17 protein-coding genes are annotated in these 19,643 nt (G+C 41.9%); 6 read left to right on the top strand and 11 right to left on the bottom strand.

Annotation, left to right across the window (positions count from 1 at the left end):
* Positions 1–59: 59 nt before the first annotated feature.
* Together MHN79_RS03015 and MHN79_RS03010 are read right to left on the bottom strand one after the other, a co-directional pair.
* A complete protein-coding gene (locus MHN79_RS03015) occupies positions 60–695 on the bottom strand; it encodes an RIO1 family regulatory kinase/ATPase (protein ID WP_239171662.1) in 636 nt (211 codons plus the stop codon).
* A gap of 150 nt (positions 696–845) precedes the next feature.
* Complete coding sequence (locus MHN79_RS03010; RefSeq protein ID WP_239171661.1) at positions 846–1,391, bottom strand: GNAT family protein; 546 nt, start codon at positions 1,389–1,391, stop codon at positions 846–848.
* Between the two features lie 246 nt (positions 1,392–1,637).
* Between MHN79_RS03010 and MHN79_RS03005 the strand changes: the two genes are divergently transcribed.
* The 3 genes from MHN79_RS03005 (at position 1,638) to MHN79_RS02995 (ending at position 5,074) form a co-directional block, all read left to right on the top strand.
* Complete coding sequence (locus MHN79_RS03005; RefSeq protein WP_239171660.1) at positions 1,638–1,889, top strand: hypothetical protein; 252 nt, start codon at positions 1,638–1,640, stop codon at positions 1,887–1,889.
* 476 nt (positions 1,890–2,365) lie between these two features.
* Positions 2,366–4,408, top strand: coding sequence for a TonB-dependent siderophore receptor (locus MHN79_RS03000; RefSeq protein ID WP_343283924.1), 2,043 nt, complete (start codon positions 2,366–2,368; stop codon positions 4,406–4,408).
* Between the two features lie 36 nt (positions 4,409–4,444).
* Positions 4,445–5,074, top strand: coding sequence for a PepSY-associated TM helix domain-containing protein (locus MHN79_RS02995; protein WP_239171658.1), 630 nt, complete (start codon positions 4,445–4,447; stop codon positions 5,072–5,074).
* Positions 5,075–5,131: 57 nt separating this feature from the next.
* Here the strand turns inward: MHN79_RS02995 and MHN79_RS02990 are convergent, their stop codons facing one another.
* Genes MHN79_RS02990 through MHN79_RS02980 form a run of 3 tightly spaced genes read right to left on the bottom strand, consistent with a single transcriptional unit; the run spans position 5,132 to position 6,602 of the window.
* Positions 5,132–5,578: a copper chaperone PCu(A)C gene (locus tag MHN79_RS02990; RefSeq protein WP_239171657.1), complete on the bottom strand. Its 447-nt coding sequence runs from the start codon at positions 5,576–5,578 to the stop codon at positions 5,132–5,134.
* Positions 5,578–6,177: an SCO family protein gene (locus MHN79_RS02985; protein WP_160928807.1), complete on the bottom strand. Its 600-nt coding sequence runs from the start codon at positions 6,175–6,177 to the stop codon at positions 5,578–5,580. The genes MHN79_RS02990 and MHN79_RS02985 overlap by 1 nt, the downstream gene beginning before the upstream one ends.
* The gene (locus tag MHN79_RS02980; protein WP_239171656.1) at positions 6,174–6,602 is read right to left on the bottom strand and encodes a hypothetical protein; all 429 of its coding nucleotides are present in this window, start codon (positions 6,600–6,602) and stop codon (positions 6,174–6,176) included. The genes MHN79_RS02985 and MHN79_RS02980 overlap by 4 nt, the downstream gene beginning before the upstream one ends.
* A 299-nt stretch (positions 6,603–6,901) precedes the next feature.
* On the opposite strand from MHN79_RS02980, the gene MHN79_RS02975 reads away from it, so the two are divergent.
* On the top strand, positions 6,902–8,173 hold the full coding sequence (locus tag MHN79_RS02975; RefSeq protein WP_239171655.1) for an HD domain-containing phosphohydrolase: 1,272 nt from the start codon (positions 6,902–6,904) through the stop codon (positions 8,171–8,173).
* Positions 8,174–8,192: 19 nt separating this feature from the next.
* Here MHN79_RS02975 and MHN79_RS02970 read toward each other — a convergent pair whose 3' ends face one another.
* On the bottom strand, positions 8,193–8,843 hold the full coding sequence (locus MHN79_RS02970) for a DUF2057 family protein (protein ID WP_239171654.1): 651 nt from the start codon (positions 8,841–8,843) through the stop codon (positions 8,193–8,195).
* A 397-nt stretch (positions 8,844–9,240) separates the two neighbouring features.
* On the opposite strand from MHN79_RS02970, the gene MHN79_RS02965 reads away from it, so the two are divergent.
* Complete coding sequence (locus tag MHN79_RS02965) at positions 9,241–11,778, top strand: glycosyl hydrolase family 18 protein (protein ID WP_239171653.1); 2,538 nt, start codon at positions 9,241–9,243, stop codon at positions 11,776–11,778.
* 138 nt (positions 11,779–11,916) lie between these two features.
* Here MHN79_RS02965 and MHN79_RS02960 read toward each other — a convergent pair whose 3' ends face one another.
* Positions 11,917–12,300: an SgcJ/EcaC family oxidoreductase gene (locus MHN79_RS02960; protein ID WP_239171652.1), complete on the bottom strand. Its 384-nt coding sequence runs from the start codon at positions 12,298–12,300 to the stop codon at positions 11,917–11,919.
* A 518-nt stretch (positions 12,301–12,818) separates the two neighbouring features.
* Here MHN79_RS02960 and ribA point away from each other — a divergent pair.
* Positions 12,819–13,415, top strand: a complete 597-nt coding sequence (gene ribA / locus MHN79_RS02955) for a GTP cyclohydrolase II (RefSeq protein ID WP_239171651.1) — start codon at positions 12,819–12,821, stop codon at positions 13,413–13,415.
* A 68-nt stretch (positions 13,416–13,483) separates the two neighbouring features.
* Here ribA and MHN79_RS02950 read toward each other — a convergent pair whose 3' ends face one another.
* From MHN79_RS02950 to MHN79_RS02935, 4 genes are read right to left on the bottom strand one after another with little or no spacing between them, the layout of a single operon-like run.
* The gene (locus MHN79_RS02950) at positions 13,484–15,598 is read right to left on the bottom strand and encodes a type I secretion system permease/ATPase (protein WP_239171650.1); all 2,115 of its coding nucleotides are present in this window, start codon (positions 15,596–15,598) and stop codon (positions 13,484–13,486) included.
* 17 nt (positions 15,599–15,615) lie between these two features.
* On the bottom strand, positions 15,616–17,526 hold the full coding sequence (locus MHN79_RS02945; protein WP_152432466.1) for an EAL domain-containing protein: 1,911 nt from the start codon (positions 17,524–17,526) through the stop codon (positions 15,616–15,618).
* A 5-nt stretch (positions 17,527–17,531) separates the two neighbouring features.
* Entirely contained in the window at positions 17,532–18,194 is a 663-nt protein-coding gene (locus MHN79_RS02940; RefSeq protein ID WP_239171649.1) for a transglutaminase-like cysteine peptidase, read from the bottom strand.
* A 45-nt stretch (positions 18,195–18,239) separates the two neighbouring features.
* A complete protein-coding gene (locus MHN79_RS02935; RefSeq protein WP_239171648.1) occupies positions 18,240–19,631 on the bottom strand; it encodes an HlyD family type I secretion periplasmic adaptor subunit in 1,392 nt (463 codons plus the stop codon).
* Between the last annotated feature and the right edge of the window lie 12 nt (positions 19,632–19,643).

Here is a 19,643-nt window from a genome sequence, read left to right as displayed (position 1 = left end):
TTCAAAGGTTTACTTTTGTGTTGAGTAGAAGGTGATACGTACACCGACATCACATAGAGTTACGCACCCAATTTTCTCATTATTTGCCTAAATCTTTTTTCGTTGTCTATGTCCATCAAGGCTCTGCCATGAGATGAACTCTCATAGTAAGAGTCATAGGCATTAGATAAATCAATTGGCCAAAACCTGTTTGAGTCTTTATCAAACATAATGTTACCAGAATGCAGATCTCCATGAATGATACCTACATCATTTAGATCAGATATCATTTGGAAAAACAACTCACGCGCTTTATCTGGTAATTCAGATGGTTCGCACTTGTCTAAAGACACCCCTGGTACTTCTAACATGCGTAAATAAAGCCCATCCGCTTCTTCTATCACTTCAGCGCTTCCTTCTCCATAGATACGAGTGAATAGGCTACATTCTTTTTGCGCGATCTCGTTGGCAAATCGGCTAAAGCTCTTTAACACAAACCCTTCATGAGCGAGATCTCTTCTAACCTCTCCGCATAAACCACTGCCTAGCATCTCTCCCTTTGTTGTTTGGGGCATGGTTAAAGATAAGCCGAGCTTTTTAGGGCGCTTTTTATTGGATACAGAGCGTACCTTGTTTGCCAAACTAAGTTCATCAGTTGGTTCTCTATTGCCCCTATCTTGCTGATTGATGATATTACTGACTGTGTTAAGATACATGTTTCCACCAAAATATCCAATTAATGCCATATCTTATTGATGTAGCATATATTAATTCAAGTTTTCATCATGATAATAAGTGTAAAACTTTGTATTGGAGTTTGAATAGGGTCATCAATGAGTTACGTTAGAAGACTTTAAAGAGGTGAGTTAAGCATGATTTTTAGTACAAAGTGTCATAAGAGTTTCTGAGACGTCCTTTCCTTCTATACGGTAGCAATCGGTCATTTCACCTATGATTTTGAACCCAGACTTTAAATACAGGTTTTTCGCAGGAAGATTATCAGAAAGAACATTAAGATCTAACCAATCGATGGCTGGGTTCTGACTACAAAACTGAGTGACGCACTCAATGAGTTTTATACCTAAACCTTGTTTTCGTATACGAGAGTCAACACTCATACCCAAAAGAACGCGATGAAATTTATATGCATCCTTGTGATGGCGCAAGTCAATATGACCAACAACCTTCTCGTTAGAGTCTTTGATAACCCAGAGCTTTCTCCAGCCGTGCTCTCCTAAGTTGTGCTTAAATCCATCTTGAAACTTAGCTTTAAATTCGTCAGAAATATGGCAACTTTCTTTAGATATTGGTTGAAAAAGGGGGGAATCATCATCGGTATTTTCAAGAAGCTGTACCTCTATATATTCGAAGAATAATTCTAGATCTGACAGACTGGCTTCCACTATTTCCATATATTCTCCTTCCTTTCGAATGGCGTTATTTTTAGCGAAAATCTATTCGACTTCTCTAAAATAACTTATTATGTTATAGATACTTATACTTGTTTTATATGAAATTAACAAGTGCTGAAGTTAATATTTGAATTGACTTGTAGGCCGCTATTGCGAGAAGTAAACTGGCTTTTTTGGATATGGTCTAAACAAGAACCTTTGATTCTGACAGCACAAAATCCATATTTAGTTTGATGGGGATAGATAATGAATGACACTTGGGCGAATTTTTTTCCGTACTTTGCTGGAGCTTTTAAGCTTATTATATTAGCCATTGGAGCCTTTTTAGCGATTAAGTGGCATTTTGATGAAGAGAGAAGGGTAAGGCAAGCAGAAGGTATGGTATTTGATAATAACCCAAGTTTGATGAAAAAGCTGGTCATGAAATTGAGTATCCCCTTTTTTCTTAGCCTTTTAATCCTTGTCGTTATTTATTTGACTGACAGGCTTCTCTACTAGCAGAGTTTATTGTGATTTTGAGTCATTATTAATTGCAAATAATTCACTACCCATTACTAAATGGCTTGTCAGGTAAAATTGAAGTATTAAGCTCCCAGATATTTTCTCTACTTCTAAGCCTTGATTTCGTTTTGTTCTAAAGTTGTCTTTCGATTCATCACTCTGGTGGGAAAGACATGAACGAATGACGCCGCTACTTTCTTTTTGTCCCCCAAAATCGGCATGATCGCTTATTTTTCATCCATGTCTCTATGAGACCTGGTGTGACTTTCTGATCCCCTTACTAAAACCCCGTCTTTCCCAAAGCTAATAGTCTCATTGCTTCCAGTAATAAATAAGGCTAGTTAAACCTCTGTTTTTCTTATGAAGGGTGCTTTCCATTTACATTTATTGACACTTTTATCCTTAGCTGATTTTTTATAAATGATAATGTTAATAATTCTTAATTGCATTTATGCTCGTTATATAAACACTGTATGAAAAACAACCTTAAATTTAATCTAATATCTATGGCTATTATGGCCGCTAGCACTCCTGTTTTAGCCGAACAAGAAGAAACAATAACCGTTGTTGGTGAAAGAACTCAGCACTCTCAAGTGACCACGGCTACTAAAGTCGCAACACCCGCAAAATTGGTTCCTCAGACCATTGAAAGCCTGCCTGTTGAAGAAATCACCGCCTTTAGTAACAGCACTCTGAGCGAAGCCCTGGTTGGTATTCCTGGCGTTAATGCTAGCGGAGATACTCGATTTGATGGCTTAAATATTCGTGGCTTTAAAGCCTCTAATGATTTCTATTTAGACGGATTTAGAGATGACATGCAGTACACGAGAGATCTTGGAAATATAGAAACAGTCGAGATTCTAAAAGGGCCAGCAGCTGTTCTCTATGGTAGAGGTAGCTCTGGCGGTATTATAAATCGAGTCACCAAAAAGCCAGAAGCAGGCCTAGGTTCTAAATTGACAACTAGGATTGGTAACCATGATTTCTATCGAGTTGATGCTGACCTCACTGGTGAAGTGAATGATGACGTTCAGGTGCGTCTTAACATGTCTTATGAAGATGCAGGTAGCTTTCGAAAAGGTGTCGATAGCAAGCGAAATATGCTCGCTCCTTCCGTTAACTGGAATGTCAATGATGACGTGACATGGCTTGTTCAGTATGAACGTCACGAATCAGAACGTGTTCCTGATAGAGGAATTCCAAGTGTTAATGGCTCTCCCGTTGATGTTCCGATTGATACGGTTTACAGCAATACAGACCGTGACTACATAAAAGACATTGCCCAATCAGCACGCTCTAGACTCACTTGGCAGATTAATCCTGAAATGCAGCTTCGCCATCTTTTTAGTTATACCAATCTTAGTAGCGAATTTGATAACACTTACGTTTCAAGTGTAGAGGCGAACGGCGATTTAAAACGCTCTCGCTGGCAGCAAGATTTAAACGCCAGTAACTTTTCAAACACTTTTGAATTAGAGAACCAATTCGGTACTGGTATTGCTGAGCATAACTTACTCCTTGGCTGGGAGCAGTCATGGCAGGAACGTATTCCCAAATTATATAAACATTCGGGTACCATTCCATCTGCTAATGCCTACCAGCCGGATATGATACCTAGCTATGATGGTTCTATGAAGCTTCAGTTTGATTCTGAGCATAAAGTAGAAAGTTATGGTTTGTACCTTCAAGATCAGGTGACAATTGGCAACTGGATTGCTTTGGCAGGCATAAGGTATGACGACTTTAAAATTAACACACATAAGAATACTGATAACTCAGAAGAAACAGTCTCTAATTCAAGTTGGAGCCCTCGTCTTGGCTTAGTTTGGAATCCAGTTAAGGAGCATGCCGCTTACCTTTCGTACAGCAAGACGTTTTCACCTGTCGGTGGTGGTCTTATCGGCATTAGCCCGGGTAAAGAGGCCAATCAGTTAGACCCTGAGTATACCCGTTTGTATGAAACAGGCATTAAAAGTGATTGGTTTGGTGGATCTCTTGCAACGACTTTGTCGGTATACCGTTTAGAGATGTACAACCAAAGAACCAAAGACCCTCTAGATCTAAGCAAAATCATACTTACAGGCCTGCAAAGAACTGACGGTATCGAGCTGTCGTTCAATGGTTTTATTAGCGAACAAATTACGGTGAGAGGTGGCGTCGCATACCAAGATGCAGAATTGGTAAAAGCGGAGGGTAATGTGCAAGGCAACCGCCCAACCAATACCTCTCAATTGAATGGTCAATTGTTTGTTGGATACAAGCAAGAATCTGGTTTGTTTGGTGAAACCGGGTTTATTGCGGTTGGCGACAGATTTGCAGATAAAAATAACAAGGTCAATTTACCCGGTTATGCTCGCTTCGATGCACGTGTTGGATACGAGTGGCATAACTGGATTGCCCAGCTAAGTGTTGAGAACCTCTTGGATAAAGAGTATTACGTCAGCTCAACGAGTGCTAGCCAGATCATGCCAGGTTCTCCGAGAGAGTTTTACCTAACGACTAGTTATAAATTTTAACCAAAAGGTATGGCCAGAAAATGCTGGCCATTTTTTATGAGAAAACGAAGATTCCCCCTACATAACAATAAATGGTTACGCCGAATACATGCATGGACTGGAATTGTACTGATCCCTCTCATGCTTCTTTATGGCATAACGGGTTTGTGGCTTCAGCATAGGTCAACACTAAAAATACCTGGTCCAAAAACCGAGATGATTAACCAGACCCTTAACTTAGATAATCCGTTTAACAGTACTCATGAGTTTAAGTCTTTCTCTAGAAATCAATATCTCGACTGGTTTGATGATACTGAAGTCATAGTGAAAGAGTCTATATCCTTACCTACCAAGAGCGGCTCCATTTCTATTCCACCTGTGTGGAGTTTAAGTAAGGTTGGTCTTAACGGTAGTCTTCGTGTTTATTACGTGCCGGAAACATTGGTGGTGAGAGTGAAACAGCAAGATCCTAATTTTTGGGCTTTCATGAATAGACTTCATCGAGGAATGGGCACTGGGATAAGCTGGCAGTTCTTTGGTGATTTAGCCGCCCTATCTCTGATTTTATTCTCGTTGACGGGCTTATTTATGTGGACCAAGTTACATGGTACCTCAAGGGCCGGTGTCGCTTTGTTTATCTCTGGGATAGGGGCAACCTTTACTATCGTGATTATGAATCTATTGTAATTGCAAAAGAAATAGATCACCCAACAACGGGGTGATCTATTTCAGGAGGCAAGCCAATTAGTGCTGATGTTTCATGCCGCTCATCACCTTTTTGATGGGGGCAGAGACAACTTTCTTTTCGCCGTTAGCAAAGGTGAGGGTGACATCAATATTTTCACCTTCAGCGAGAGGCTTTTTAAGGTTGAACAACATGATGTGTAAGCTACCAGGCTTTAATTCGATCATGCTATTCGCTGGGATAGTGAGCTTATCGACTTGACGCATCTTCATTACGTCGCCTTCTTTTATGACGTCATGTAATTCTACTTTGCCAGCCGCTTCTGTTGTTGCTGAGACAATCACACGGTCTTTATCGCTGTGGTTCATGATCTCACTGAACACTGCGCTGGTTGCAGCATTAGGTGGGGTTGCACGCGCATAAGTATGTGAGAACATAATGTCGCCGCAAGCATTAGCAAATGGGCTAAGAACAAGAGAAGCGAGAATTAGGGCTTTGAACTTCATTACGAATTTCCTTGTGAAGTAAGTGTTTTCATTGCTTGGACCAGAGGTGCTGGTGTCAGCGTGTGCGGCACTTTAGTGATTAATTTGCCGTCTGGTTTTAGGAAGTAAAAATAAGAGCTGTGATCTAGGGTGTATTTGAGCTCTGAATTTTTTAACTGAGTTTTACGGAAAATGACACCGTATTTATGAGCTAAAGGCGTCGTGACATCCAGTGGTGCTGACAACCCCTCTATCATAGGATGAAAATATTGTGCATATTTGTAAGAGTCCGCTGCTGCATCTCGCTCGGGATCGAGGGAAATAAATACAGGTCTAAATTTCGATTTGGTTGAATCATCAATTTGGTTGAACGCACCTGCCAGCATGGCAAGCGATGTAGGACAGACGTCCGGACAGCGTGTAAAACCAAAATACACGATACGAATTCTCGAGTCCTGTTGATCAAAAATAGAAACAGGTTTGTCATCTTTGCCAAACAGAATAACTTCTTTGTTTGAGGTAACAGGAGCCTCTTCGTCGGGCTTCGAATCTAGATAAGAGTTAACGCCAAATCCGAGTGCAAATGCTGCGACTAAGATTAAAGACCATTTTTTACTCATTGTTCCATCCTAATTGATGTGCTTATACTTTGCTGACCGTCGGTGATCTCGCCAACCCAAGTCATAGTGGTACTGGTGCAGACTGGGAGCGTCACTGATCCGCTATATTGATGAGCACCGCTTTTGTTGAGCTTAAACATTAGGGTCCCCATCTCCATTTCATAGCCCTGCAATATTACAAGCAGACTTTGTTCCTCAGTACTTGGCCAATCAATGATGAGTTTGGTCGGGACTAAAGGTTGGCTAATATTGCGATCAGCTTCTACACGAATATTACCAAGTTCACAAGCTTGAGTCGTCAGAGGGCAATATTCTGACAAAGGTTTGACTTGCGAGCGTGTGCTCACCCAGCGATAGAGATCACTTGCAAAGAATCCTACACCAATGGTACAGACTACCAGAAAGAGTTTGAGTATCGAGGACACAGGACATTCTCAGTTTAAAGTAAGCATTGATCCTATCACTAGACACAGATAAATGGCCAAGCCGAAAAAGAAATTTGTGCGGACCGTCAATGAGTTATTTATTGATAAAGAAAGACCCAATCTAAAAGCACGTAACAATGAGACTAAGTGCTGAAAAAGCCAAACCTTAAATGTAGCACGCCATTCTCCCCGATATGCCACAGTCATCACATTTATATGAGTGCTGATTATTTATGTGTAGTCTTGCATAAATGGTTTGGTTTAGCCTGTTCAAGCCAAATGAAGTTGAGTGATAAGAGATGGATGTACTGCTTGATAATGTCAGTATAGACTTGCGTAACTTGTTGTTTGAGATTGCTATTGCCCTTGATGCAGTTGGGGTTGATGATATCCAACATGGCTATCGTGTTGCGTATATGGCTTATCAATGTTCTAAGAAAATGGGCTGGGAAGAGGAATTTTCTCAAGTTTCTTTTGCGCTTGGGTTGATTCATGATTGCGGTGTATCTCAACCTAAAGAACGCGCATCATTATTCGCATCAATGCAACCTGATAATGTACAAGCACATTGCGACAAAGGATACCAACTTTTAAAGGCTTGTCCGCCTCTTTCAGGACTCGCTTTGCCCGTGTTGTATCACCATACTGAGTGGAGAACGCTGGCTCAAGAAACTCGACCTTCGCCTAATGATAAAAAACTCGCCAGTTTGATTTTCATATGTGATAGGGTGGATTTTCTCTATCTTGGAAGCACTCTTGACCAATTTGGTAATCTTACAAAAAACGATAAAAACCTAATCATTGATGAACTCGCTGAACATTCAGGTTCCTTATTTGAGCCTAGTCTAGTGACCTGTATGTCAGAGCTTATAAACAGTGATGACTTTTGGTTTTCTATGCAGCCAGAGTATATCGAGACTTTAGCCAGTCGTTTTCCAAGCGTGCCTTTTTTTTCGGCGCAAATGGGTCTAGAGGATTCTATTTCAGTTGCTGAACTTTTTGCGGAGATTGTTGATACAAAAAGCCCATTTACCAGCCAGCATTCCCGTAAAGTCGCTGCATTGAGCGCTTTTCTTGGCAAAAAACTCGGTTTTTCGGCCAAGGCGCAGCGTATGTTGTATCTAGCTGGATTAGTGCATGATATTGGTAAATTGAAAACGCCTTCGGTTGTTCTTCATAAGCCAACAGATTTAACCAAAGAAGAATACGCCTGTATCAAACGTCATGCGACAGATACTAGGCATGCCTTGATGAATATTTTCCAGTCTAGCCAGATTGTTGATTGGGCAGCTAATCACCATGAGAGGCTTGATGGTAGCGGATATCCTCTCGGAAAGACGGCGAAAGATATTGACTTACCCAGCAGAATCATTGCTGTTGCGGATGTTTTTCAAGCTTTGACTCAGTCTCGGCCGTATCGCGATGGTTTAAAAATGAGTGAAGCTATGCCAATAATACGTGCTTTGGTTGAAGCGGGTAAACTAGACAAAGTAGTGTTTGAGTGTTTACGAGCATATGGACAGCATTGTTTTGGAATTTCAACTGATTATGTCGAAGAAGCCAGCGTTTAAACACGCTGGCAATTGCGTCTTATGAGCCGTTACTTAGCAAGAATTGTTTGAAGCGAGATTGAGTTTCTGCATCGGCTTTGTTGTACCAAAAATGCAACATTTCTTCAGCCGTTGAATCAGTCTCTAGATTTTCACTCGCCACTTTGCTTGCTGACGATGGTATTGTAGAGGAAGTCGTGGTTCCGACTGATGCCACACCACCTCGACGGTTATAGTCGGCTAGCTCTAATTTGAAATTTCGACCAACCTGCATCCCATCTTTAATGAGTTTGTCTTCTTGGATTGTTAAAGCTGCACCACTTGCTGTGGTCAGCTGCCACTTAAGGTTTTTGATTTCCTTTTCACCTTCATAGCGATCTTTGTACTTAGGCAGATCAAAGTTTAGTTCGGTATCGCTGGTATTAAACTTAGCAATAATTGGATCGCTTTCTAGGATGATACGATCGCTACCTTGAGTGAAGTACGGCTGGTAACGAAATAGTATTTGGTTTTCTCCATCAGGCAGAGTGAGGTTTTTTGTTGAAGAGAAGAAACTGCCAGAAAGTTCTGGCTTACTATCGTTTACCACCAAGACATCGATAGTGTCTGGTACAGTAATAGTCACATCAGCCATAGCTAGATTACTTATCGTTAGAGCTGCCGCAGCCAGAAGTGTTGGTTTGATGTTCATGACTCGATCCACTTTGTTTGGAAAGCGTACACTTTGCCTAGTGCTACCCGATATTTCAATTGGAGGAATGTCAAAGTGATAAGATTTCACGGAAAGTTAACTTTCCTAGTTAACAATTGGATCACTAACTAGGGATAATCTTTATAAAGTTTCGGTCGAAATCCACTTTAATATGTAACACAGTAAATTTGCTTCGCGAATTTTTAAGCTTGACTCGAAAACAATGTTTATTTTTTTCTTTTAAAAAAAAGTCTCTTAAATACTCAAACTATGCCCATCGGAATGTGACAAGAGGTTGAGTTAGCTGATCATGCTCCCTTTTTTTGGTGTTTTTTCTGATAAGGCAAGAACAAGATTCCCAGTTCAGGGAGATAGACAAGAAATAAGAGAGACAAGTATGAATAGGATAACTTTGTATGCTGCGAGTATCGCTTTGGCATCATCAACCTCAGTAATGGCTTTACCTGCAACCCCAACCATTGATGTATACGGATCCAACAACCTTCAATTCTCTAAGATTGAACTCGCGATGGATACCACCTCTGGATACAACCAGATGGTGAAGTATTTTGATGAAGCTAATATCACTATCAAGTTTAACCAATGGAGTGGCACAACAGGAGATACATACAAGGTTTACTTTGATGGAGTTGAAGTCGCCAGCGGCAATATTTCAGGGAGCCAAACAACCGCCAGCTTCAAGTATGCGCAAGGTGGGCGTTATCAGTTAACGGTCGAGGCCTGTGATTCATCGGGCTGTAGTGCTAGCTCTCCAGCACAAATTGTGGTGGCTGATACTGACGGCGCACACCTAGAACCCTTGCCGATGAATGTCGATCCAAATAATAAAAACTACAATACAGACGCCAACACTGTCATGGGTACGTATTTCGTTGAGTGGGGTATCTACGGACGAGAGTTTACCGTAGATAATATTCCCGCTCATAACCTCACTCATATCCTTTATGGTTTTATTCCTATCTGTGGTCCTAATGAATCGCTTAAATCAGTTGGTGGTAACAGCTATCAGGCACTCAAAACGGCCTGTACGGGAGTACCTGACTATGAGGTGGTTATTCATGATCCATGGGCGGCATACCAAAAAAGCTTTTCTCAAGCTGGACATACCTTTAATTCACCTATTAAAGGCAACTATGCCATGTTGATGGCGCTTAAACAGCGTTATCCAGAGCTTAAAATTATTCCATCTATTGGAGGCTGGACTCTTTCCGATCCCTTTTATGATTTTACCAATAAGACCAACAGAGATACGTTTATCGCTTCGGTTAAACGATTCTTAACCACGTGGAAATTCTATGATGGTGTTGATATTGATTGGGAGTTTCCTGGTGGCGGTGGCGCTGCGCCTGATCTGGGTGACCCCGTAAATGATGGCCCTGCTTATGTGGCTTTAATGCAAGAACTACGTGCTATGTTGGATCAACTCGAGCGAGATACAGGCCGAACATATGAGCTGACCTCTGCGATTGGTGTAGGCTATGACAAGATTGAAGATGTCAACTACGCCGATGCGGTCCAGTATATGGACTACATATTTGCGATGACTTATGACTTTTATGGTGGTTGGAATAATGTGCCTGGTCACCAGACAGCCCTCTATTGCGGTACTTTCATGCGTCCTGGTCAATGCGACGGTTCTGGTGTGGATGGAGATGGTGTTCCCTACAAAGGTCCAGCTTATACGGGGGACAATGGAATTAAACTTATCCTTGATCAGGGTGTGCCAGCCAACAAATTAGTGCTGGGGACCGCCATGTATGGAAGAGGCTGGGAAGGGGTTAAGCCTGATACTTTGACCGATCCAAATGATCCTATGACAGGCACCGCAACAGGGAAGCTTAAAGGTTCGACACAGCAAGGAGTTTGGGAAGATGGTGTGATCGATTATAAAGGTATCAAAACCTATATGCTTGGGGCCAACAAACAAGGTGTTAATGGTTTTGAGTATGGTTATGACAGCCAAGCTGAAGCACCTTGGGTTTGGAACTCTAAAACAGGTCAGCTTATTACTTTTGATGATGACCGCTCTGTAAAAGCCAAAGGCGCTTATGTTAGAAGCTTAGGTTTAGCTGGTTTATTCTCATGGGAAATTGATGCTGATAATGGCGATATTCTTAACGCTATGCATGAAGGCTTAGCGGGTGGTCCACCGGCGAATAGAGTTCCTATTGCCAATGCAGGGCCGGATCTCAATGTTGTCGGTCCAACAAAGGTTGTTATTGATGGCTCTGCATCCACGGATCCTGATGGACGTATTGAAAGCTACCTATGGGAGCAGATAGCAGGAACGCCAGTAACCTTAACAGGAAATGATACGGCTAAGGCAAGCTTTGATGTTTCAGAAGTGACGCAAGTTGAAACTCTCGTGTTTAGGCTAGTAGTCAGTGATAATCAAGGAGCAACAGGGACAGATAACCTTGTCGTCAAAGTTCAGCCTAAAGATACTGGGCCAGGCAACACACCGCCTATTGCCAAGTTATCTGCCCCAGCTAAAGTTAAAGCTGGAGACTTAGTGGTCGTTGATGCTTCGGGGTCAATTGATGCGGATAATGATCCGTTAACTTACCGTTGGGATATACCTTCCCAATTGAAAGCTGATATTGATGGAGCACGAGTCAGTTTCATCGCTGCTGAGTACGATCTAGACACCTCACTAGTGTTTACTGTCAATGTCAGCGATTCAAAAGCTAATTCGGTTGCATCAGCGACAGTCGTTGTAGCAAAAAAAGGGACAGGTGGTGGTCAATGTGACAATCTCTGGGATGCAAGTGCCACCTATAATGGAGGCGACAAAGTGACTTGGGATCAAAGAGAGTGGCAAGCCAAATGGTGGACACGAGGAGATAATCCCTTGCAATCTGGGCCATGGGGCGTGTGGAAAGAGTTAGGACCTGCCAACTGCTCTACGAATTAAGTCGATTGTTGTAGCGCATACGTTTGGTTGTATGCGCTACGCGGTATTATCTAATCTAAATAAACCTCTCTTTTTAATGCGATTGCCATGGCGATGTTGTCCTTCGCATTCGCACTCTAATTGATGAAATGTGACTCGTCATACCTCTGATTTTTCTGGCATAGATGAAGAATGGTGTTCGATAATAAGCCATTGATTTCCATACCATCGATAGACAAAAGTAAATCTTGCTTGGACTACAGAAGTGTCCATAAAGCTGAAACTATAGATCCCAGAGTTGATTGCTATATTCCCGATAATCCGAATATTGTATTCATCTATTGTTCCAACAGGTTTGCGTTGTAGAAAAATGTCAAAATAATCTTCTATTTCTTGATGATTGTGGCGCACCACATTTGAGATTGTTGGTAAAAGAATCGCGTCTTGGGTATAGAGTATGGAGACAAGCTTAGGGTCACCAGTTTGTAGCGCATCGTTCCAGCGTTGGAACAAATCTAATATTTCCGTTTTCATTACTTTCATTCTTGTCTTGTACCGTCATAATGTGGAGCGTGTTTTAATGATTAATGTCGTTCATAAAGCATGGATGTGCTTTTGTTATTGATGATCTATTGAGATACTATTTTTATCAACATTGCGTTATGTTATAACATAACATTTATTGGTCTCAGGTCGGACGACCTAACGGCATTAAAACGTGTCCTCCATGCTTGTATGGCAGAACTGAACTTAAAGAGAGTTTAAGGATGTGATCACATATTTTATTCATGTGGTAGTTGCAGCAACCATTCGGAGCAGTTTAAACATTAAGTTTAGTCGCTTAGTTATGGTCAATTAGAAAAATAGATTACTTTTCATAGTTATATTGATTCAAAACAAAATAGTATAAACTATGTATGAAACAAATTTGATACAGGTTTGATATTCATCTAGTCTAATAAAGTAAGTTGTAATTAGTTATGTTATCACATCACTGGTGTTAATCTTTAATTCTTGGATGTGGAAGCTAGGTATAGTTAATAATTAAGGTGAGTATAGATATGTCAGATGTACGTACACGAGTAGACTTTAAAGTTGGGCTTAAAAGTAATATCGATGCGGAAATAGTATCTTTTCATGGTCTTAAGACAGAAAAAGAACATGTAGCCGTCATATTTAAACAAGCGGACAAAACGTCAGATGTGCCTCTGGTGCGCATGCATTCTGAATGTTTAACTGGCGATGTATTCCACTCTTCGCGTTGTGACTGTGGAGAACAGCTTGAAGAAACGATAAATCGAATGGGGGAATCTGGGGGCATTATTTTGTATCTGCGACAGGAAGGGCGTGGTATTGGTTTATACAACAAAATTGATGCGTATCGACTTCAGAGTCAAGGTATGAACACCTATGAAGCAAATAATCATTTAGGATTTGATGATGATCTTCGTGATTTCACAGAAGCGGCACAAATGCTTAAAGCGTTAGGTGTTACCAAGGTGAGGCTAGTTACGAACAACCCTAAAAAAATTAACGAGCTTTCAGCTTATGGCATTGAAATTGTGGAAGTCGTCAATACTTCAGCACACATCAAAGACGGCAATGAACATTACTTAAAAGCCAAAGTTTCCCACGGCAACCACTTATTAACCGTATAAAAGAACAGCCCAATGCATTTGCGTGTGTTGGGCTGATTGTTTCTATTCATATTCAGTATGTAAAACTATCAATTAACTGCGCGTATATTGCCTTGTCTCAAATTATTGAGAACCTCAGCTTTTGGTCCGTCGGTTATGATAGTGCCTTTCTCCATCACGATGATTCTATCGACCACATCCAACATGGATGTTTTATGAGTGATCAAAACCAGTGTTTCTGACGCTTTAAGCTGAGAAAGCTGCTGTTTAATATGCATTTCAGAGCGATTATCCATAGCACTGGTTGGCTCATCCATTAGAAGGACTGGTGGCCTATGTAAGAATGCTCTTGCAATCGCAACCGCTTGTCGTTGCCCTCCAGAAAGCAGCAGTCCGCCTTCACCGACTTGTCGCTCAAGACCTGCCGGATCTTGTTGAGTAAAAACGGTCACTCCAGCGCGATTGGCGGCGTCCATGACATCTCGGTCATCGGCGAGCGGTCGACCAAGGGTGATATTGTCACGTATCGAACCATAAAACAGCTGACTGTCTTGAGGAACGCACCCAATGTTGCGTCTGATGTCTATATGATGAAGCTGTTGTATGTCTGTATCGTCAATGCGAACATGGCCTTCAGTTGGCTGATAAAGCCCTAGGATTAGCCGCTCAAGCGTGGTTTTTCCTGAACCTATTCGGCCTATAATAGCAACTTTCTCACCCGGGCTTATGGTGAGATTTAGATCGCGAATTGAAGCGACAGGAGAGTCCGGATAGTGGAAAGTGACTTTATCCAACTCGATTTTACCTTTCACTATTGGCCTATGGATATAGCGTTTTCCCTCTTCTTGTTCATCTGGCATGGCCATTATTTGCTCTATAATAGACAACGAAGACTTAGCTTGATTATATCGAGTGGAAAGGAGTGATAGCTGAACCATAGGACCTATAGCTCTGTTACTGAGCATAGTAGCAGCAATAAGGCCGCCCATAGTAAGCTCGCCATCGGCGATCAAGTACACGCCAAGAATGATCATGCCTACGTTTGAGGCTTGTTGAACAAAGCCCGCCGTGTTGTGAATACCGTCTGTTATTCGTCGACTTTTTATACTCCAATTCGACATGTGGGCAACGGCTTCTTCCCATTTGAACTGAAATTGACTTTGAGCGCCAAACAGTTTGAGCGTCTCTAATCCAGATAAACTTTCGATGAGGTTGGCATACTTTTGTGATGCCAAACGCGACCCTTCTTCAATCGATTGCTTGAGTGGCCCTTGGATGATGGCGGAATAGATGATGAGGATCACAACGCCTAAGATAGGAATCCAGACTAGGTTTCCTGCCATTAGCCATATTAATAACAAAAATAACAGTGCGAAAGGAAGGTCGATAAGAGAGCCAATCGTTGCTGAAGTAAAAAATTCTCGAATTGATTCAAACTCCTGCAAGTGTCTTGCGAAAGCCCCGACTGAAGGAGGTTTGGCTTCCATTCGAATCCCGAGAACTTTACTGAAGAGTTTTGACGATATGAGTACGTCAGATTTCTTCCCCGCCACATCGATAAAATAGCTGCGAAGAATTTTTAGTGTGAGTTCAAAAAGAAAAATTACAAAGATACCACTGGCCAAAACCCACAGTGTTTCAAAGGCTAAATTGGGGACAACCTTGTCATAGACCAAACGTGTAAACATAGGGGCTGCTATTGCAAACAAATTGATCATTATCGAAGCGATAAAAACGTCTCGATAGATATTCTTTGACTGCCACAATGTTGACCAGAACCAGTGACCTTGACGAGTTTTTAAAATTTCTGGTGAGCGTTCATCATAACGAAACTGCTTTTTCACCAGAAAATAGCGGCCAATATAGAGCTCATTAAGCTCCTCAATCGATATCGAAATCGGCACCAGTCCTGATTCGCCAGTGACCACCTCAGCCTCTTGCTTCTCTAGGTTAATCGTATTGAGTACACAAGCCTCCCCACCTTTAAGAAGTAATACAACTGGGAGGACTAGCTCTGATATTTCGGTTAATTGTGAGCGGTTTTCCTTAGCGACCAGCCCAGCGCGTTCAGCTGAACGAGGGAATAGAAACGGGGTTAATTTTCCAGACGATAATGGCAAGCCATTGATCAGAGCTTCTGGTGAATTCGCTAACCCAAAGTAGCGGCTAATGTATATGAGTGAATTGAGTAAAGGATCTTGCATTTACGGCTGTAACCTTATTACTTATCTACAATGAAGCCTTGGAATACATCGATAAAATGCTCCGCTAAAAAGTCGAGTTGCGCCTGAGTTTCTACACGAGATGCAATCGTCTTAATCCCAAGGTTATGTGCTGTGCGCGAAATTGAAGTTAAGGTAAATTGCTGTTTTTCCTCGTCTAAGTGGTGAGTGTAAAGATAGTCAACTTTAACATAAGCGGGTCTGAATTCGTTGATGTAATCCAAAGATTGGAAATTTCTTCCGTAGTTATCGACACCAAAATCAGCGCCTGCATTACGAATCGCATTACAAAAGAGCGCCGTATGATGAGGTGTATTGACAAAGCAGTTTTCGGGAATTTCAAAATGCAGTAGCGGGGCTGTTGACTTGTGTCGGCTTAAGATCTGAGTAACCCAGCGAATAAAGCTTGGCTCAGCAATACTGCTTTGTGAGATGTTAATCGCTACAGGATCAGAGAAAGCGCCCTGTTCAAGTTGAGTAACCATAGTTTGAATCACGTACTCATCGAATAGATGGCTGGCGTGAAGCTGTTCCAAAGCAAACATATATTGATTGGCACTGAATCTTTCGCCATCTCTTTCAATCGCAGAGAAAACTTCTCTATGGTAGGTTTTCCCTGAACCATCGTTTGCGACCTGATAGCGGAATTTGAACCAGTCGTTACTCATGGCTTCTTCAACGAGCGCTTTCCACTGTTGTTTACCCATCAGATTGTCAGAGTTGTCACTGGTGACGTAACCGTAAGTAATTTCTGGGTCCGATTTTGCTGTCGCTAATGCGTTATCCAGCATAGTCAGTATGCTGGATGTGTCTTTAGGCACCTCATTGTACACAACACCTAGCGCCACATTTGATTTCGCCATCCCAGTTGGATCAGGGTTAATTCCTTGGACATAATTAATGATGCTCTCAGAGATATTTTTTAGTTCACTTTCACTCATGTTGGGGATGATAAATGCAAACTCTTCGGGAGAAATTCGCGCTATGGTGATATCTGGGAAGGTTAATGAAACAGTGAGGTGGTCAGATAATTCCCTGACCATACTGTCGCCGGCTTTATAGCCTTTCTCTTCATAGAGATCATGAATAAAGCTTGCCTCGAGCATGGCAACCCCACCAACTCCACCTTCGCCTAACCAAGCATTGAGCTGATTCATATAGTAGGCACGATTACCCAGTTTTGATACGGGATCAATGTAGGCTCGTTCTCTGAGTTTTTGGGCTTCTTGTGCTTGGGCTTTAAATGATTGCTCCAATTGGGAAGACATACTATTGATGCCGTCGACAACATAGATAAGGTCTTTAGTCGAAGGTCTGGGTAATGGGTCTCCAAATTGATTGCGCGCTACTTGCTCCATTTTGGTAACGATGAGGTGTAAAGGACGCAGTGCGCGTTTGAGGATAAAAGCAATCGACATTAAACCAATGGAGAAGATAAGACTAAAAGCTATGGCGAGGCGAACAAATGCATTCCAAAGCTGGGTGTAGGCATCCCCAGTATGGCTTACAATTTCAACCTCAGCGAGTTGCATCCAGCCGCTGGTCACGACCCGGCGATCATGAATACGATCGAATAAATGCAGGCCCGTAAACCAGTCGGGAACCTCGAGTGGTTTGACGGGGTAGGAGCGGATAATTTCTTCCCCATTATCGAGGAAAATGAGACGCACGATGGAATAGCTACTGCCATCAAATAGAGCATTTACGACCGACTCAACCGCTACTTGATCTTTGCTTTCTAAGTAGGGGGCCAAAGCAAGGCCGACAGTGTTGATGGTATTGTTCATTTCTGACCGTTGCTGCTGGATCAGGCTGTTTCGCGTTGTGTTAAATTCGATGATGAAAACCGAAACCATCAGCATCAAAAATACCGCTATCATTCCCGCGACAAGTTGTTTATATAAAGTCATATTGCCTACTCATCGTATTTCAAAATTGGTTTATTCAATTTGAGTGATTTCTCTCTGGCCCTGAGATCATTCCATAAGCTTAGTCTTGATGATTTTCCGGCCAGTTGCCCTTTCTTCGATTTCATTAGCCACAGATTTTTACCGTTAAAGCTGTATACAGGTAATAAATCTCGACGTTTGGATGCTCTTTTAATCTGTGGATCAATGTTATCGAGCAAAATAGGTTCTGCGCTTGGCTTCGAATAATAGGCCAGTACCATATGGAATTGATTTAGCGTTATTGCTTTAACGTAGACTAGCCTGAGTTTTTTATCTGAGACCCCAAGCTCAAGCAGTGAAAAATACTTCGCGATAGTAAAATCCTCACAATCGCCGCCATTACTGCCCAAAAATTCAAGTGGAGTTGCCCAATAGTCTTTCTTGCCCCAAAGCCTATTATCATTGATGAAATTAAGTTGATTGAAAAAGCGATTTACTTTGACCAGCTTTTCTTTCTCCGGCAGCCCTTTGAATTGGACCATTTCACGACGCCAAGTTTCGACTCTTTTTCCTGCTCGCTCTCCATATGTCTTCCTAACCGCATCAACCCAGCGTTGTTCTTGGGTATTGAGTGCCAGTGAAGTGGTTGAGACCATAATGAATAATAGAAGCGAGAACAGAAGTTTCATTTCGTCACTGTCTATGCAAATAAGTAAGCAGAGTTTCTGGCATTGTTATTCCTTAAGTGCGTTGTTTTTGGCTCCGATAATGGGCTTTAGCAAGTATTCCATCACTGTGCGCTTTCCTGTAATTATATCAACTGATGCTGTCATGCCAGGTATAATGGGCAATGAAGTATCATTATTTAGGCTTGTTTCTTTGGTTCTAACCCTTACAAGGTAAAAGCTGTTTCCTTCTTCATCCGTTGTGGTGTCAGCACTAATATGCTCAAGGCTTCCTTCAAGTCCGCCATACTTAGTAAAATCATAAGCGCTAAATTTAACAATGGCATTTAAGTTTGGCCTTAAGAAGGCAATATCTTGAGGAGCGATCTTAGCTTCCACTAGTAATGTGTCTTCACTGGGCACAATTTCCACAATGTCCATGCCTGGTTGTATAACACCACCGACCGTATTCACATTGAGAGTTTTTACCGTCCCAATGACAGGAGATATGATGACAGTCCTGTTGACTCTATCCTCTAAACCGACACTCGATTCTGTTAGTGCGGAAAGTTTGTCTTGCGTTTGGTTGAGCTTTTCTTGTTGCTCGGAACGAAACTTTTGCGCAGCATCAATCCGGTTTAGCATTGACTCTTGAATAGCAGATTGGAGTACTGGCACTTTAAGCTCGCTGGAAGTCATTTCTCGCCGCGTATCATTGACTTGCCGTTGCAGTTTCAGTAATTCTATTTGCGGCACCACACCCTCATCAGCCAATGGTTTGGTGATTTCGAGCTCTTTGAGGGCAAAATTATAACTTTCACGTAAATTTTTTACCCTAGCTTGTATTTCAACCAGATCTTGTTGCTTTTGCTTCACTTGTTGGTCAATCAGTGAAATTTGGTTATTCAGGTTGTTGAGGTCTTGCTGATATTCAGCTCTTTGCCTTGCAACAAGGCGTGGTTGTCGTTCAACCAGAGAAGGGGGAAAAGCCAATTTATTAAAATTAATTTCTACGCTTTTTTGCCAAGAGTTCGGGCTAAATTTTTCATTGACGGTCACGCTCGTAATTGAGGCAGATAATTGCAGTACACTTGCGGTGAGATTGGCAATTTGCTGCTCACGTTCGCGAAAGTCGGACCGAAAACGTGTGTCATCTATTAGTAGTAGCTGTTGGCCTTTTTGAACCGTTTGGCCCTCACGTACTAAAATTTCTTTAACAAGACCACCTTCAAGGTTTTGAACGATTTGAACTTGAGAAGAGGGGACTACTTTTCCTTCTCCCACGGTTACCTTGTCAATCTGCGCCCAAGACGCCCAAACCCCCGCTAAAATTAAAAATAGCAACATTACCCAAAGCATAATACGGGCACTACCGGGGGTATTGAGTAACAAGGCAGCGGTTTTATCATCCACATACTCAAGTTCGCTGTCAGAAAGCTTGCTGTAGTTATCCTGAGTCATGAGTTGATTCCT

The sequence above is a fragment of the Vibrio sp. Of14-4 genome, from assembly GCF_022347625.1.
In the GTDB taxonomy this organism is placed as follows: Bacteria; Pseudomonadota; Gammaproteobacteria; order Enterobacterales; family Vibrionaceae; genus Vibrio; species Vibrio pristinus.
Note: the sequence above shows the minus strand (reverse complement) of the source record. Positions and strands in the feature narration are given on the sequence as shown.